At 46.2% G+C, this 16200-nt stretch carries 13 protein-coding genes and 1 other RNA gene; 2 read left to right on the forward strand and 12 right to left on the reverse strand.

Going from position 1 to position 16200, the window contains the following annotated elements:
- Positions 1–64: 64 nt before the first annotated feature.
- On the forward strand, positions 65–1945 hold the full coding sequence (locus PPM_RS17620; protein WP_016324553.1) for a S8 family peptidase: 1881 nt from the start codon (positions 65–67) through the stop codon (positions 1943–1945).
- Positions 1946–2001: 56 nt separating this feature from the next.
- Here PPM_RS17620 and PPM_RS17625 read toward each other — a convergent pair whose 3' ends face one another.
- Positions 2002–2232 carry a hypothetical protein gene (locus PPM_RS17625; protein WP_013372124.1) on the reverse strand — a complete coding sequence of 77 codons (231 nt, stop codon included), beginning with the start codon at positions 2230–2232 and terminating at the stop codon, positions 2002–2004.
- A gap of 88 nt (positions 2233–2320) precedes the next feature.
- Positions 2321–3796: a PLP-dependent aminotransferase family protein gene (locus PPM_RS17630; RefSeq protein ID WP_013372126.1), complete on the reverse strand. Its 1476-nt coding sequence runs from the start codon at positions 3794–3796 to the stop codon at positions 2321–2323.
- A gap of 116 nt (positions 3797–3912) precedes the next feature.
- Here PPM_RS17630 and PPM_RS17635 point away from each other — a divergent pair, with 116 nt between their 5' ends.
- Positions 3913–5133 carry a PLP-dependent aminotransferase family protein gene (locus tag PPM_RS17635; RefSeq protein ID WP_013372127.1) on the forward strand — a complete coding sequence of 407 codons (1221 nt, stop codon included), beginning with the start codon at positions 3913–3915 and terminating at the stop codon, positions 5131–5133.
- A 286-nt stretch (positions 5134–5419) separates the two neighbouring features.
- On the opposite strand, the gene rnpB is transcribed toward PPM_RS17635, so the two are convergent.
- From rnpB to glyQ, 10 genes are all read right to left on the reverse strand, one after another.
- Positions 5420–5818, reverse strand: an RNA gene (rnpB, locus tag PPM_RS28050) — RNase P RNA component class A.
- 79 nt (positions 5819–5897) lie between these two features.
- Positions 5898–6464, reverse strand: coding sequence for a flavin reductase family protein (locus PPM_RS17640; protein WP_013372128.1), 567 nt, complete (start codon positions 6462–6464; stop codon positions 5898–5900).
- A 62-nt stretch (positions 6465–6526) separates the two neighbouring features.
- Complete coding sequence (locus tag PPM_RS17645) at positions 6527–7642, reverse strand: Nif3-like dinuclear metal center hexameric protein (protein WP_013372129.1); 1116 nt, start codon at positions 7640–7642, stop codon at positions 6527–6529.
- Positions 7618–8379, reverse strand: coding sequence for a tRNA (adenine(22)-N(1))-methyltransferase (locus PPM_RS17650; protein ID WP_013372130.1), 762 nt, complete (start codon positions 8377–8379; stop codon positions 7618–7620). Before PPM_RS17650 ends, PPM_RS17645 begins: the two co-directional genes overlap by 25 nt.
- Positions 8376–9215 carry a hypothetical protein gene (locus PPM_RS17655; RefSeq protein ID WP_013372131.1) on the reverse strand — a complete coding sequence of 280 codons (840 nt, stop codon included), beginning with the start codon at positions 9213–9215 and terminating at the stop codon, positions 8376–8378. Before PPM_RS17655 ends, PPM_RS17650 begins: the two co-directional genes overlap by 4 nt.
- 87 nt (positions 9216–9302) lie before the next feature.
- On the reverse strand, positions 9303–10436 hold the full coding sequence (gene rpoD, locus PPM_RS17660; RefSeq protein WP_007431230.1) for an RNA polymerase sigma factor RpoD: 1134 nt from the start codon (positions 10434–10436) through the stop codon (positions 9303–9305).
- A 42-nt stretch (positions 10437–10478) separates the two neighbouring features.
- Positions 10479–12353: a DNA primase gene (dnaG, locus tag PPM_RS17665; RefSeq protein WP_016324556.1), complete on the reverse strand. Its 1875-nt coding sequence runs from the start codon at positions 12351–12353 to the stop codon at positions 10479–10481.
- Complete coding sequence (locus tag PPM_RS17670; protein ID WP_013372133.1) at positions 12346–12822, reverse strand: YaiI/YqxD family protein; 477 nt, start codon at positions 12820–12822, stop codon at positions 12346–12348. The genes dnaG and PPM_RS17670 overlap by 8 nt, the downstream gene beginning before the upstream one ends.
- Before the next feature lie 122 nt (positions 12823–12944).
- Positions 12945–15020: a glycine--tRNA ligase subunit beta gene (gene glyS, locus PPM_RS17675; RefSeq protein WP_013372134.1), complete on the reverse strand. Its 2076-nt coding sequence runs from the start codon at positions 15018–15020 to the stop codon at positions 12945–12947.
- Entirely contained in the window at positions 15013–15900 is an 888-nt protein-coding gene (gene glyQ, locus PPM_RS17680) for a glycine--tRNA ligase subunit alpha (RefSeq protein ID WP_013372135.1), read from the reverse strand. Before glyQ ends, glyS begins: the two co-directional genes overlap by 8 nt.
- Between the last annotated feature and the right edge of the window lie 300 nt (positions 15901–16200).

The raw sequence follows: 16200 nt of genomic DNA on the forward strand, positions 1-16200 counted from the left end.
TAAAAACATGCCAATCTCCTCACGCTAAACCATAAATTTATGAATACTCAAGGAGGACGGTTTCATGTCTCGGCCAAAATGGTTAAAACCCCTGTTCGGAGCAGCTGCCGGGGTGCTTCTGATCACACTGATGCTACCTTCACGCGATCACCGCCAAACACCACAGCCCCAATATACGACCAAGATGGTACCACAGCAGGAGAAGCAGCTTAAAAAAGGAATGTTGGCTTTGGACCTGTCCGCTACGGATACCCTCACACGGATGGACGCAAGACAAGATATTCAATACGTAATGCGGGAGCTGAATGGTAAAACTGCCAATCAGAAAAGACAGTTCACCCACACATTGCAGCAATCACACAGTCATCTTCATACGCTCCAGTGGATTCACATTAGGGACGGAAAGACTGACACCTACACAGGCAACAAAGCACAGACAAGTCTGCTGAACCACCCTCAAATTCAAAGCAGCTTGGCTGCGGCTCGTCGTTCCGTCATGCAAAATAAATCCTATGAATCGGCTGCTTTTCAAGTTGAGGGCGGTAAATATTTCGTCATGGCTGAACCATCGGCTGATGGAACATGCGGCGTTGCCGCCCTGGTCAGTCAGCAAGTATTGCGTGACGTGGAGAAGCATCAGCGCAAAAATTTGCGTTTAATTCCCTATCCAAAAGAAGGTAGCTACAAAATCGAATCCGTACATCCCGACACATTGCACGATATCACGGTCAAAACGGGTCACGACAACGAAAATGCAAGCCATTATTTTGAAAACGAAATTGTCGTTCGCTTCCGTCAGAATCCTGATTCACGACAATTGAAGGAAATTGCAGCAGATTTGCACTGTGAACCAGGCCGTAAGCTTGGTTATACTTATGTATTTCATTCGGATAAGATGAACTTTAAAGAGCTAAAGCAATACTTTTCACAAAAGTGGAACCCGCTTTATGCTGAGCCTCACTATATGTATCTAACCAATGAGAAAGCACCTATCAATGCCGACAGCTCTATTCCTAATGATCTGCTCTTTTCTCGCTATCAATGGAACCTGCCTGCTACCGAAACCAACAGAGGCTGGAAACTAAGCAAAGGCAGCAAAGATGTAATTGTCGCGGTTGTAGATACAGGAGTGGATTTGGATCACCCTGATCTAAAAGGCCAAATTCTTTCTGGGCATAACGTGGTAAACCCGTCTGAAAAGCCTTATGATGACGTCGGTCACGGAACGCATGTCGCCGGCATCATTTCTGCGCTCGTTAATAATGGTGAGGGAGTCGCCGGTATGACGTGGTACAACAAGGTCATGCCGATCAAGGTACTTGACCAATCTGGCTCCGGTACAACTTACTCGGTTGCAGAAGGTATTATATGGGCAGCTGATCACGGGGCCAAGGTCATCAATTTGAGTCTGGGCAACTATGCACAAGCTTCATTTTTACATGATGCGATCAAATATGCCTATGACAAAGATGTTGTATTAGTTGCAGCCACAGGCAATGATAATACAGAGCGACCCGGTTATCCAGCAGCGTACCCTGAAGTATTTGCCGTTTCCGCTACAGACTCTTCTATGCACCGCGCATCCTTTTCTAACTACGGCGATTATGTGGACGTCATGGCTCCAGGTGCAAGTATTGCCAGTACGTATCCTGGGAATCAATATGCTGCACTATCGGGTACTTCAATGGCCAGTCCACATGTATCAGCGTTAGCTGCCCTGATTCGATCCGTTAACCCTGATCTAACCAATAAAGAGGTAATGGATTTAATGAGAGACAGCGTAATTGATTTGGGCACACCAGGGCATGACAAATATTTTGGGTATGGTCAAATCGACGTGTATAAAGCATTGAAAGCAGCACAGCGTCCCTATGTTCCCCTGCAATTCTATCCACAGCACTTCAGTGACAAGTTGAAATCCATATTAAAGAAACTGGAAGCCTAGGATACCCTTTTGGAAAAAGCAGCCATGTTGCTCCATGGCTGCTTTTTTAGGCTTTCTTAACGCTTGGAACTGGTACGGACAGGTCGCTTTCCATGACTGCGTGTATGACAGCATGGGTCACCAGGATCCTTGACAACCACCGGAAATACGTGGTGAGGCACAGGTATAACATGCGCCTGATTGATGATCTCAATCGGATGAACAACAGGTACCACCTGTGGGTAAAATTGATGATTTACAAATTGGATCGGCGGGCACACGACCGGGTCGTAATGACAATGACTCATAATGTGCAACTCCTTTCGGTGAATTAGTACAGCATATTAAGGAGGCATATGCTGTGCTTGGATGTTTAACCTCTAATACAATTATCCCTTATAAAATAGGCTTTCGTTCCACAATGACCGAATGATCAAGAATATCGCCCAACAAATTACATAGCTTGCGCAGACCTGATTTAAGTGTTTCCTTGTCCGTATACGAAAAAGAAATACGGATATGATTACTATCCATACCACCTGCATAGCACACCGCACCAGGCAAAAAGGAAATGCCTTCACGGTCAGCTACCCGCTCCAATTCTGGAATATCCACCATAGAGGGAAGTTTAATCCATACATTGAGACCACCTTCAGGAGCATACCAGGTAACTTCTGGCGGAGCATAGCGCTGGAGTGTATTCAATGCGACTGTTAGACGATCTCGAATTTGTTCTCGCAATGAAACAAAATGCTGGTCAAGTCGATTCCTGAGAAAAGGTAGCAGTGTTTTTTGCGTTAATAGAGGACTTCCTAAATCCGTAGTTGACTTGGCAGCCACCAAACGATCCATTACACTCCCAGTTGCCGCTACACAAGCTATGCGGCAACCAGGAGCAACGGTTTTGCTGAAACTTTTGATATAGACAACATGCCCGGACTGATCATGCGCCTTAATAGAGAGTGGGGGTTTAGTTTTGTAATACAGATCGGAAAATGGATCATCCTCAACAATGAGACAGTGATAACTTTGAGCCAGATCCAGTAATTGCGTGCGTCTGGCCATCGTCAAGGTTACGCCGGTAGGATTATGAAAGGTAGGTATGGTATAGATCAATTTTGGGGGATGGGTATCACAGAGACGTGTCAAAATATCAATCCGCATACCCTCCTCGTCCATCGGAATCATAATTACTTTGGCACCACGACTAGTGAACACATCAATGGCCCCAGTATAGGTAGGAGCTTCCATGTAGACCACATCTCCCGGGCCAACAAACGTACGCGCCACCAGGTCAATCCCCTGTTGAGCTCCGCTGGTCACAAGCAGTTGCTCTGCCACTATAGGTATACCGCGTTCACTCAAGTGGTCTGCGAACACTTCTCTTAGTTCTAAATCACCTTCAAAAGTTCCATATGCAGCCATTACATCGGAATTTTCAGAGGATAAACGGTGAGTATCTGCGATGATTTCGCGCGTGGGAAGAAGCTCCGGCTGTATTGCCGCTATATGAAAAGAATAGGTAGCCTCTCGGCTATGGTTAAAGTTTCTCCATAACTGTGCACGCGGCAAATAATCGATCAACGACATCTGCCAAGACAAATCCTGCGTCCCCTCATGATAAATCGGTACTGAAGCTTCCGCCACATAGCAACCTTTTCCCTGTGTACACGTAACCAGATTCATGGACTCCAGTTCGGCATACGCCTTGCTTACAGTTACAGGACTCACCGCAAGCAGACTGGACAGATGACGGATAGAGGGAAGCTTGGTACCCTGAGGTAGTAGCCCTGACTGAATGCGATCCGCTAATGTTTTGGTAATCTGTAAATATAACTTGACACTGCTGTTGCGGCTGAGATCAATATGCATCGGAACCCTTCCCTCCAAAAATCAACTGTTACATTTAGACGTTTACTGTTATACTTCATTATCGATATAATACAACAAATTTCTTAGCACAGTATAGAACACAGGAGATGATTGGATTGGAATACAAATTTTCGGGTATGGCTCGTACTCAGGGCTCGTCCATGGTAAGGGACATTTTGAAGCTGACACAGGGAACAGATGTTTTATCTCTCGCAGGTGGCCTTCCGGCCGATGCCTTCTTTCCCGTCGAAGCGGTTGCTAAAGCCTATGAGCGGGTATTCCGCCTCGGCGGTACTACCGCACTTCAATACGGCCTAACCGAGGGATACATTCCTCTACGGGAACGTCTGGCAGCAATCATGTCATCCCAAGGCATCTCCGTCACCAGAGATAACATCCTCATGACAACAGGCTCGCAGCAGACCATTGATCTAGTTTCACGTGTGTTGCTTGATCCGCAGGATACAGTATTGGTGGAGTCCCCTACTTATTTGGCAGCTCTTCAGGTATTCAATTCCTATGGCGCTAACATTGTAAGTGTAAATACAGACGCTAACGGTATGCAATTAGATGATCTTGAGGCCAAGATCAAACAGCATCAGCCAAAATTCGTGTATGTCATCCCTACCTTCTCCAACCCAGCAGGAAGTGTATGGAGTATGGAACGCAGAACAGGCGTTGTTGAGCTATGCCGTAAATACGGAACTTTGATTTTTGAAGACGATCCTTACGGACGGCTCAAATTTGATGAAAACCTTAACTTCCCATCCCTATTTTCTATTGATCAACAGCTAGGTGGCGATGGTCATGTAATGTACACTTCTACATTCTCTAAAACTGTCGCTCCAGGTGTTCGCTCTGGATGGTTGGTAGCCGATCAAGCCATCGTCGTTAAGACCGCAAATGCCAAACAATCTGCCGATCTGCACTCCAGCAGTATTGACCAGCGTGCTTTGAATGAGCTGTTGGACTTCTTTGATTTGGAGGGACATATACGTACCGTGTCCGCTGAGTATCACACTCGGATGTTGCGTCTTACATCGTTAATGAGAGAACGTCAATGGGAAGGAATCACTTGGAATGATGCACTTGGTGGCATGTTTATGTGGGTTACCTTACCTGAAGGCTTCCGTTCTGATCAGTTGCTGCAACTCGCGATTCAGGAAGGGGTCGCATTTGTCCCTGGACAAGTCTTCTATGCTGACTTAAGCGGCAGCAACCATATGCGAATCAACTTCACGCATACCGATCCTGCCTTGCTTCCAAAAGCAGTTGACCGATTGGATCGGGCACTGAAGCTGTATATGGAGAAAAATGTGGTAAAAAGCGTACGTTAATCTCCAGCTTCAAATGCACGCTACGCTGACTACATGCCTCGTCCTCGCACGTTTTTGCGTTAGGAGAGTGTAAATACAATGAAGCCCCCATTGACTATGTTGGGGGCTTCATTCCATAGATATAGCGGACTGCGTAATCCGGCTGCACATTAAAAAGGGTGCTTCATGATTCCCACAGGAATATGAAGCACCCTTTTTAATGTGATAAATACATTTGGATTAAAAGTTTCTCATGCAAACAGGTCATTAACAAAACAATAATTCATACATTTTAAGGTGTTGCAGTGGGGAAAGTTTTCCGTAAGCCGGGTTCTGTGCTATTCGTGGTACAGACGGGAACTACCCTCCCACTAAAAGCGACAATCATCTATCTAGGCCGAACATTGCTATCCAGCTCCAGCGACCAACCTAGACACGCCTCGGGCTAAGGCTGCTTCGCGAAGAAGCTGTGTCCCTTTAGGTCTTGCTCCAGATGGGGTTTACCAGGAACGAAGTCACCAGCGTTCCTCGGGGTCTCTTACACCTCGGTTCCATCCTTGCCTGTGCCGCAAGCGGCCATCGGCGGTCCATTTCTGTGGCACTATCCTTCAACTCGCGCTGACTGGACGTTATCCAGCATCCTGCCCTATGGAGCCCGGACTTTCCTCTCGTGGCTTATGCCACCAGCGATTGTCTGTCAAACTTTCCGAACAACATTACATAGTATACAGGGAACGCGTGCATGATACAACCCTGAAAATATTGTAAATTATAGAGATCTCTCTTTACTTGTTCAAATAAAACGGATGTACCTTTCTCTGTAATGAATCATCTGCCACGTAATAAGCGGACCTTCCCACGTATAACGGAATTGAAAGCTTACTAAAATTAGGAACGTCCTCATCGAGGAATAGTTCATCATCCCGGTAGGTCTGCTGTATTTCACCGACGATCCAATCATGATCTCCATAGGTATGAATATCTACTACTTTACACTCATAAGCGAGATAAGCTTCCAGCAATATAGGCACATCCACTGAAATTCCGTCCTCATATGCAATCCCAAACTGCTGAAATTTATCTATATCTCTACCACTAAAGGTACCTACAGCCTGAATCCATTCCGATCTGTGCGCAGGCAAAAACTGAACACCAAAGCCTCCACTTTTCTTAATCAGTCCGTAAGAATACGTTTCCTTCCTCAATGAAATGCCATACATGCCCGGTGATGATCCGATATATGTATGCCAGCCTGAGGCCATGACATTATTTACTCCCTCATAGCGGGAAGTAACAACTGCAACCATCCCTGGATAGGCATGAATCACAGAATCGGCTATCAACTTTCGCATACAACCTCTCCCTACGAAAAAATGTAATAGTTCTCCTTTATTTTCTCATAGATGTGAAGGTTTTACAAAAATTGAAAAGGCTCAGTGTTCACTTCAGATACATATACTTCCGTTGAGTATCGATCTTCGGCCAAGCGTCTACGCATCCAATCTGCGGTTTTAGGCTTCATAATCTTTTCTGCGTTATGTCCAGGGTCAATAATAGCAATGCCTGCCATCAGGGCATCGTGAGCCGTGTGATAGTCGATATCCCCCGTCACTAATACGTCAGCGCCTTTAAAAAGTGACTTATTCACATAACGGCTGCCAGAGCCCCCAAGCACGGCTGCTTTTTTGATCATACGATCCAAGTCACCCACCACACGTACATGCTCAACGTTGAGACCTTTTTTCACAACATCTACAAACTCTCGTAACGTGCGGGCTTCCTTGAGCTTGCCTACTCGTCCCAAACCAAAGGTACGGCCTTTCAAATCCATAGGGTACAGGTCATAAGCCACCTCTTCATAAGGATGAGCCTTCAGCATCGCTTGGACAACTTTATTGCGTACACCCTGCGGTACAATGGTCTCAATACGAACCTCTTCACTACGTTCCATTTTACCTGGCTCACCCAAAAACGGCTGTGTGCCTTCACCCGGTACAAAAGTTCCATAACCATCAATGTTAAAGCTGCAATGGCTGTAGTTGCCGATATGTCCAGCTCCCGCATTCAGTATGGCATCCAGTACACGTTGATGATGTGTTTTGGGTACGAAAACGACAAGCTTGAATAATTGCTCGGTGTGAACATCCTCCAACGTACCTTCACTTTGAATCCCCAGTGCTTCTGCCATCCAATCATTCATGCCGTCCTCAGCCGTATCCAGATTCGTATGACTAATGTAGACAGCAATATCATTCTTGATCAGCTTTTCATACAATCTGCCTGCAGGCTGGTCCGTGTTCAAAGCTTTTAGTGGGCGGAATATAATCGCATGATGCGCAATAATGAGATCAGCTTTTATGCGGATCGCTTCTTCAACAACCTCATCATTGACATCCAGGGCTACTAAAATGCTTCTTATTTCCTTTTGCAGACTACCCAGTTGAAGCCCAATTCTATCGTCTGGAACTGCCAAGTATTTCGGAGCCAATTGCTCCATGTAGCTAATTACTGTCTGTCCTTTGGCAAACATGCAAGTACCTCCTCCAGCTGTTCAATTTGCTTGCGCAATTGCTCCTGCTTATGCTGCGCAGATTCCTGATCTGACCGAGCCACTTGTGCCCGCACATCCTGAAGCTTGCGAATCTCCAATTGCCATTTCGAAAAAAAGATTTCATTTGGTGCTTTGACCAATAACGGTCCAAGTTGTATCAGCAAATCCTCTGTCAGTACCAGCGAACTACCAGAAAGTTCCCATGGCCGATACAGGTCATCCTGTTTCAGTGAACTTTCCGAAGCAGGTACTGCCGTCAGAACTTCATATATTTTACCATCTTCTTCCATGATATGTTCATTTGTTAATACCCATTGATGCTTGATTAGCCAGCGCCGTAAAATATCCTCGCCCACGTTGGGCTGTAAAACAAGCTGTTTCACTGAAACAAGCTTGTCTTTTCCTTGCTCCAAAATAGAAGCGATCAAGGCTCCGCCCATACCCGCTATCGTAATAACATCTACCTCATTGGCCTTGATTACAGCCAAGCCGTCCCCTTTTCTAACCGCAATGCGATCTGTAAGACCTGCTTCAGCCACCTGCTTTTGAGCCGCACGCAATGGTCCATCGTTGACCTCACCCGCTACAGCTTGCGATACTCTGCCGGAGCGCACTGCAGCCACAGGGAGTAGTCCGTGATCAGAGCCAATATCAGCCAGTCTGCTACCGGCAGGAATTTGTTCCAAAATATATTGTAATCGCTGAGAAAGTTTCATGACGTCACCCACGTAATCCATTTTTTTCGAGTCCAAAATAAAATTCCTACAACAAAAGCCAACTTCAATATGCTTAAAAAAATCACTTCCCCTGCTGCTTGATGGCGCAGGACGATCGTGTCTGCTTCCGCCATAAACACTAGGGTCAAGCCTATAGCAAAATAAACCAACGCGAAACGTGGAAAGCGGCGATGTACCCACCAGCTTAACCCAATCAACAATACTGCGTGTAAAATCCAAAATACCTCAAGCATCGCTAAAGTAGCTGTAGGCCAATAGCGGCCTATAAGGACCGCATACACTAAAAGCAGCCCAGCAAGACCACAGTAATGAAGCAAGCTGATGCGCAAAGTTAATCCCACAAGACACCATATCAAACCGCATAGACCCACCAGCACTAAAAACCAACCCTTAGCTTCACCTTGATGAAGCTGAATGATCCATACCCCTGAACCCAGCATAATTGCACTGCCTAAAGTACTCAACATTGCACTCATACTCTTTTCTGAAGACCGCCAAACCGCGGCCATCCCATAGCAAATCGCAGTAACCGCACTTGCCGAACATATTTGCATTGCCAACGGAAAAGCGGTAAAATAAAAACCGATCAAACAAATGCAGGAAATAATGACAAAACCAAGAAGCCAGGCGATCCCATGCCCGTGTCTAAGATATGTAAGCAGCCCGGTGTTGTTACGGTTCTGGCAATGTGCCAGATTTTCATCTTCCCGATACAGGTTGGACAGAAAATCGCAATATTGCTCAGGGAGCAGCCGACTTTGCCGCCAATGCTCAATTTCATGTAACAGTATTGCCCGTTTTTTCTCCTGGTCCAAGCTTCTTCCCCTCCACCAAGGCTGCCATGAGATAAAAAAAGACCTTCTGCGCGCTTCAAGCCGCAGAAGGTCCGCAATGTTACGCTTCTATTCGAGGAAATCCTTCAGTCGCTTACTGCGGCTTGGATGGCGCAACTTACGCAGCGCTTTGGCCTCAATCTGACGAATACGTTCACGTGTAACACCGAACACTTTACCCACTTCTTCAAGAGTTCTGGTTCTTCCGTCGTCCAAACCAAAACGGAGACGCAAAACATTCTCTTCCCGTTCGGTCAACGTATCCAGTACATCCTCGAGTTGTTCCTTCAGAAGCTCATAGGCTGCTGCATCTGCAGGCGCCAACGCTTCCTGATCCTCAATGAAATCCCCTAGATGTGAGTCATCCTCTTCACCAATTGGTGTTTCCAATGAAACCGGTTCTTGGGCAATTTTCATAATTTCCCGTACTTTTTCCACGCTTAGCTCCATCTCGGCAGCCACTTCTTCCGGCGTAGGTTCACGCCCTAGCTCTTGCAACAGTTGACGCGATACGCGAATCAGCTTGTTGATCGTTTCCACCATATGCACTGGAATACGGATCGTTCTCGCCTGATCGGCAATTGCGCGCGTAATCGCCTGACGAATCCACCAGGTTGCGTACGTACTGAATTTAAAGCCTTTTTCGTAATCAAATTTTTCTACTGCCTTAATCAAACCCATATTACCTTCTTGAATTAGATCCAGGAAAAGCATGCCGCGACCAACATAACGTTTGGCAATACTTACAACCAGACGCAAGTTTGCTTCAGCCAACCGACGCTTAGCTTCTTCATCGCCGTTATTGATCCGTTTGGCAAGCTCCACCTCATCATCAGCAGAAAGCAGCGGTACACGACCAATTTCCTTCAAGTACATCCGGACCGGGTCATTAATTTTAATACCGGGAGGCAGGCTCAGATCGTCATCGAAATTAAAATCATCCCCGTCATTGTTTTCCGGGTCGTCATTTTGACGCAATCTGGTAACTTCTTCGTCGTTATCATTCACAACCTCAATCCCCAAGTCACCCAGCTGCTCATAAAACTCATCCATTTGCTCGGGGTCCTGATCAAACGGCGACAGTTTTTCCATGATATCTTTGTAGTTCAGAGAGGAACTTTTTTTACCCAACTCAATCAGTTGATCTTTAACCTGATCCAGTGTTAATTCCGTCTCCAGTTCAGTATGCTGATCATTCGCCATCTTTCGACTCCCTCCTCCTAGAAACATCCGACCTCTGTGTGTTCATTGTCTCTCTAGGGCTATAATCTCGCTTGCAATTTGTGCTGCACGCAAAAAATCACCTGAGCGCTCAGCGGTTCTCATTTCTTCCCTCTTCAAATCCAGTTGCTCCTGCAATGGAAATTTTCGCACTTGACGAATATAATCATCCAAAATGTGCGGTGCCCATACGCCTGGAGCATCCATCATCATGATCGAACTTACGTTCTTCTCCAGTCGGTCGTCTTGCAAAGATGAAATAAAACGGCTTGTATCCGGTAACTTCCCTTGCGCGTAATAGGCATATAGATAAGCAGCAATTGCTGCATGATCCTCAATATTAAAGGCGTCCCCCAGATGCTTTTCTACATACTCTGCAGCTTCTAAATCCTGCATCATCCAGTGAAGCAGCCTGCGTTCAGCCACATGGTAAGCCGGCAACAGATTGGGCGTAGAGACCTGCCCTTTTTTATGCCTACCATTATTCCACCCATTTTCGTTATTATCCCCAAAGTTCTGTTTTTTTTGCAGGGATTGACGGAGTAAATTGCATTCCTGCTTTAAGGTTTCAAAATCCACCTTGACTTCGGCAGATACTTCGCGCAGATACACTTCCCGCTCAGTCGGGGATGACAGAGGTGCAATGACATTTAATGCTTCGCGGGAATACGCAATTCTTCCTTCTTCCTCTTGCAGTATATGGTTTTTTTTCAGATATATAAGCTTAAATTTCACCGTTGAAACAGCACTTTCGATAATTTGGCGCTGGAAACGTTCAGCGCCGTATTGCCGGATAAAATCATCCGGGTCCATACCATCGCTGACCAACGCTACTTTTACGTGAAGTCCCGCATTTTCCAACAGCGGAAAATTTTTAAGCGCTGCCGCTTGTCCTGCCCGGTCACCATCATAACAAATAATAACCTCGTCGCACAGTCCCTTTAACATCGTAGCATGATGCTCCGTTAGAGCAGTCCCCATGGCAGCCACTCCATTTTGTACGCCAGCTTCCCATGCCGAGATGACATCGCCATAGCCTTCAAAAAGAACACTTTGACGAAGCTTGCGAATTGAGGTCTTAGCATGATGGAGATTGTACAGCGTTCGGCTTTTGTTAAATAGCTTGGTCTCCGGCGAGTTCAAATACTTCGGCTGCCCCTCGCCAAGTATACGGCCTGCAAAGGCAATCACTTTTCCGTTTCGATTCCAAATGGGAAACATGATACGATCTCTGAATCGATCTACATATCCATCACCCTCATGTCGGGGAGAAATGAGTCCTCCCTTTTCCATCTCGACAGGATCAAAAGAACGCTTCTCTAGAAACTGAACGATCGTATCCCATCGGTTGGGTGCATAGCCAATTTGGAATTGGTCAATGATCTTGTCACTGAATCCCCGTGAACGCAAATATTCCATGGCTGGTTTGCCGTGCTCCGTATTTTTAAGCAAAAAATGGTACATCTTAGAAGTTAGTTCATACGCTTGCAACAGCCTGTCCAACTCAGGATGCTGATGCGATGAATCACGTCCCTGCCATTCGCCGAGCGGAATATGACTTTCTTCTGCCATTGTCCTGACAGCTTCGGGAAAGGATAGTCCTTCGATTTCCATCATAAACTTGATGGCATTGCCTCCCGCGCCGCAGCCGTAGCAGTAAAAAATCTGACGATCCGGTGTCACGGTGAATGAAGGGGTTTTTTCGGAATGAAAAGGACAGAGGCCTTTCATATATTTCCCCTGCTTGGTCAAATGCACGTACTTGCTTACCGTATCTACAATATCATGATGTTGTAAAACTGACTCGATGATATCGTCCGGTATGTTACCTTGTCCGGCACTCATATTAACCACCTTCATCTCTTTAGCACGTAAATATAATTCGATACCGTTACTCATTCTCCTGCAAGCGAAGTAAAAGTTTTGTCAGTTTATGTTGAAAAACTTCACGATCCTCTAATGTAAACGGTTTAGGACCTTTTCCATAACGTCCTTTTTTCCGTTCTTTGGCAGAAGTGTGGCGTCGGTCCAGCATGAAGTCTATCGAATCGTTTCGATACATCGTTCCGCGAAAAGACATCACTTCACAACCTTTTGCCAAGGCGAGTGCAGCAAGACCATAATCGTTGGTTGTTACAATATCTCCGCGGCGGATATGATTGGCAATATAGAGATCGGCACTCTGGTCGCTTCGGTCTACTTTAACAACGCTTACGCCTTTGCTGCCCTGAATGAGATGATCATACGAAGATACCATAATAACGTCAATATGAAAACGGGAAGCTGTCTCTGCAATTTCACTTTTAACAGGACAAGCGTCCCCGTCAACAACGATCCGTACATCCGGGAAATTTCCGGACCCTCCCATGAGCATCCCCCATCTCGTATCCGCATTCGAGTAAAATACGGAACGGCTGCAAGATCACTCTTACACCGTTCCGTATATTTATACCCATTTTTTCAAGTTGTTCATACTACCACAACCGACGTTTAAACTACAAGCTTGGAAAAATCAGCAAAACGCTTCAATTCTGAGTCAATAGCAGCCAGCAATGCCAAACGATTATTACGTACAGCATCATCCTCAGCCATAACCATAACGGAATCAAAGAACGCCGTCACCGCAGGAGTAATGGATGAAGCAAGCGCCAATGCTTGTGTCGCATCACCTTCCTGTAAGGCTGTACAATAAGACTCATAGGCGCCATACCATGCTTCGTATAGGTTTTTCTCGCCCTGTTCCGTAAATTCACCCGTATTCACTGACTTGTGAACTGCTTTAGCAGCCAAATTACCTACGCGATTAAAAGACTCCACTGTTGCCTTGAAGACATCACCCGTTAGTACAGCAGTCATTAATGCAGCTCCGCGGTTAACCACAGAAGCAACATCGTCATATCCAGCTGAAAGCACAGCATCTACAACGTCATAACGAAGTGTCTCGGACAATAGTTTCTTCACGCGTAATCCGAAAAACTCATGTAATTCTTTACGTATTTCATCTGCGGAGCGTTTCATATTTCCAAAGTTGCTGTGCACATCAAGCGCGATATTGAACACATCAGACAACGTAGCCGAAAGCTTACGATCCAACAGGATTTGCACGATACCTGCTGCCTGGCGACGAAGCGCGTAAGGGTCCTGTGAACCTGTCGGAATAATACCGATGGAGAAGCAGCCTGTAATGGTATCTATCTTGTCAGCGATACTTACAATCGCTCCAGCGTTCGTTGAAGGAACCGTTTCTCCTGCGAATCGCGGCTGGTAATGCTCAAACACCGCTCTCGCCACTTCTTCCTTCTCTCCAGCCTTACGGGCATAATCCTCGCCCATAACCCCTTGCAATTCCGGAAACTCATAGACCATTTGTGTTACAAGGTCAAATTTACAAATATCTGCTGCTCGGCTAACCGATTCCTGTGTATCTGGGGAAACACGTAGCTTCTCTGCCAGAGCATCGGCAATGCGGCGAATTCGACGCACTTTGTCTCCAACTGTTCCCAGCTCTTCGTGGAAAACGATACTTTCCAGCTTGGAGAGTGCATCCTTAATTTCCAGCTTCTGATCTTCTTCATAGAAGAATTTGGCATCAGACAACCGCGCCCGCAATACTTTTTCGTTTCCTTTTGCAATGACTTCCAGCGATTGACTGCCACCATTACGTACCGTAACAAAGTATGGCAGCAGCTTTCCTGTGCGATCCAGCACTGGGAAATAGCGTTGGTGTTCACGCATGGAAGTAATCAGTACATCCTTCGGAATGTTCAAGAACGCAGGGTCAAAGCCACCGAATAGTACTGTTGGAGTTTCCACCAAATACAGTACTTCTTCCAGCAAATCATCCTTGACCGCAATCGTCCAATCTTTTTCGGCTGCAAGTGCTTCAATCTGCTTCACAATAAGCGACTGACGTTCCTCAATGTCCACAATGACATGCTGCTTGCGAAGTACTTCGACATAGTCCGCTGGACTTTCTACAACAGCCTCCTGTCCAAGGAAGCGATGTCCTCTTGTCACATTCCCTGACTGTACGCCAGCAATCTCCAAATTAACAATATCGCTACCAAACAAGGCTACCAACCAGCGGATTGGACGAACAAATTTAAAGTCATAACTTGCCCAGCGCATAAATTTAGGGAATGTCATGGCATGTAAAATGTGTAGTAAACCTTCGGACAGCACATCTGCCGTTGGTACACCTATGCTGCTCTTGGTCGCGTAAATATATTCCACGCCTCCAAGTTCTTTGAACGTGAACTGTTCAGGATCAACACCTTGGCTACGGGCAAAGCCTAGAGCAGCCTTACTCCAGTTACCGGCTTCATCAAGTGCGATTTTGCGGGAAGGTCCTTTAACTTCTTCGTTAATATCTTCCTGCTTCTCCGCTACTTCCTTAACAAGTACCGCCAAACGACGAGGTGTAGCATAAGCCTCTACAGCACTGTAAGCAATACGCGAGCTGTCCAGCCACGCCGTCATACGTTCCTTCAACTGCTGAATCGCATTTGGGATAAAACGTGCAGGCACTTCTTCCAGCCCGATCTCAAACAATAGATCCTTAGACATTTGCCGCACCTCCTTTCTTCAACAGCGGGAAGCCCAGCTTCTCGCGCTCCTCCAGATAGGTCGCAGCGACCTGGCGCGCCAAATTACGCACTCGTATAATAAAACCTGTCCGTTCCGTTACACTGATGGCTCCGCGAGCGTCCAGCAAGTTGAACGTGTGAGAGCATTTCAGCACATAATCATAGGCTGGAAATACAAGATGCTGCGCCATCGCTTTATTCGCCTCTTCTTCATACATGTTAAAAAGAGTAAATAGCATTTTGACATCAGATACTTCGAACGTATATTTGGAATGCTCAAATTCTGGTTGGTGGAAAACATCACCGTACGAGATTCCATTAACCCATTCCAAATCAAACACATTTTCTTTGTCCTGGATGTAGGAAGCAAGACGCTCCATACCGTACGTAATTTCAACCGCAACCGGACTGGCATCAATACCGCCCACTTGCTGGAAGTACGTGAATTGGGTAATTTCCATACCGTCCAGCCATACTTCCCAACCTAATCCCCAGGCTCCCAGCGTCGGAGCTTCCCAGTTGTCTTCAACAAAACGAATATCATGCTCCAGTGGGTTAATGCCCAAACGGCTCAAACTCTCCAGATACAACTCCTGAATGTTATCAGGTGAAGGCTTCAAAACCACTTGAAACTGATGATGCTGATACAGGCGATTCGGGTTCTCACCATAACGTCCGTCAGACGGACGGCGAGAAGGCTCAACGTAAGCTACGTTCCACGGCTCAGGTCCAATTGAACGTAAATACGTCATCGGGTTCATCGTGCCTGCCCCTTTTTCCGTATCATAAGGCTGTACAATAATACAGTTGTGTTCAGACCAAAATTGTTGCAGCGTTAAAATCATCTGCTGAAAATTCATGGGCACACGCTTCCTTTCCAATTCCCTAAAATGTTGGTGATTTCTAATCCTTAAACTCATATGTACAGGGCTAATTTATTCCATAAGCCTTGCTAGAGACAGCAAAAAGCCCCCGCCTCTACGCCTGTACAGACGTAGGGACGAGAGCTAACTCCCGCGGTTCCACCCTACTTGATTGCGACCATACATCACCAGTCAGATCGTAATCCTCTTTTCCGTGTCCATTCAGACGCTCCCGAGTGCCATGTTCACGAACAATTCCCGCCGGGCTTACACCATCCCCAACTCGCTAACTACAGA

Origin of the sequence: Paenibacillus polymyxa M1 (assembly GCF_000237325.1) — a bacterium.
In the GTDB taxonomy this organism is placed as follows: Bacteria; Bacillota; Bacilli; order Paenibacillales; family Paenibacillaceae; genus Paenibacillus; species Paenibacillus polymyxa_C.

Excerpts from the sequence above, each read along its gene's own strand:
- PPM_RS17620 (WP_016324553.1), top strand. The coding sequence starts at position 65 with ATGTCTCGGCCAAAATGGTTAAAACCCCTGTTCGGAGCAGCTGCCGGG.
- PPM_RS17625 (WP_013372124.1), bottom strand. The coding sequence starts at position 2,232 with ATGAGTCATTGTCATTACGACCCGGTCGTGTGCCCGCCGATCCAATTT.
- PPM_RS17630 (WP_013372126.1), bottom strand. The coding sequence starts at position 3,796 with ATGCATATTGATCTCAGCCGCAACAGCAGTGTCAAGTTATATTTACAG.
- PPM_RS17640 (WP_013372128.1), bottom strand. The coding sequence starts at position 6,464 with ATGCGAAAGTTGATAGCCGATTCTGTGATTCATGCCTATCCAGGGATG.
- PPM_RS17645 (WP_013372129.1), bottom strand. The coding sequence starts at position 7,642 with ATGTTTGCCAAAGGACAGACAGTAATTAGCTACATGGAGCAATTGGCT.
- PPM_RS17650 (WP_013372130.1), bottom strand. The coding sequence starts at position 8,379 with ATGAAACTTTCTCAGCGATTACAATATATTTTGGAACAAATTCCTGCC.
- rpoD (WP_007431230.1), bottom strand. The coding sequence starts at position 10,436 with ATGGCGAATGATCAGCATACTGAACTGGAGACGGAATTAACACTGGAT.
- dnaG (WP_016324556.1), bottom strand. The coding sequence starts at position 12,353 with ATGAGTAACGGTATCGAATTATATTTACGTGCTAAAGAGATGAAGGTG.
- PPM_RS17670 (WP_013372133.1), bottom strand. The coding sequence starts at position 12,822 with ATGGGAGGGTCCGGAAATTTCCCGGATGTACGGATCGTTGTTGACGGG.
- glyS (WP_013372134.1), bottom strand. The coding sequence starts at position 15,020 with ATGTCTAAGGATCTATTGTTTGAGATCGGGCTGGAAGAAGTGCCTGCA.
- glyQ (WP_013372135.1), bottom strand. The coding sequence starts at position 15,900 with ATGAATTTTCAGCAGATGATTTTAACGCTGCAACAATTTTGGTCTGAA.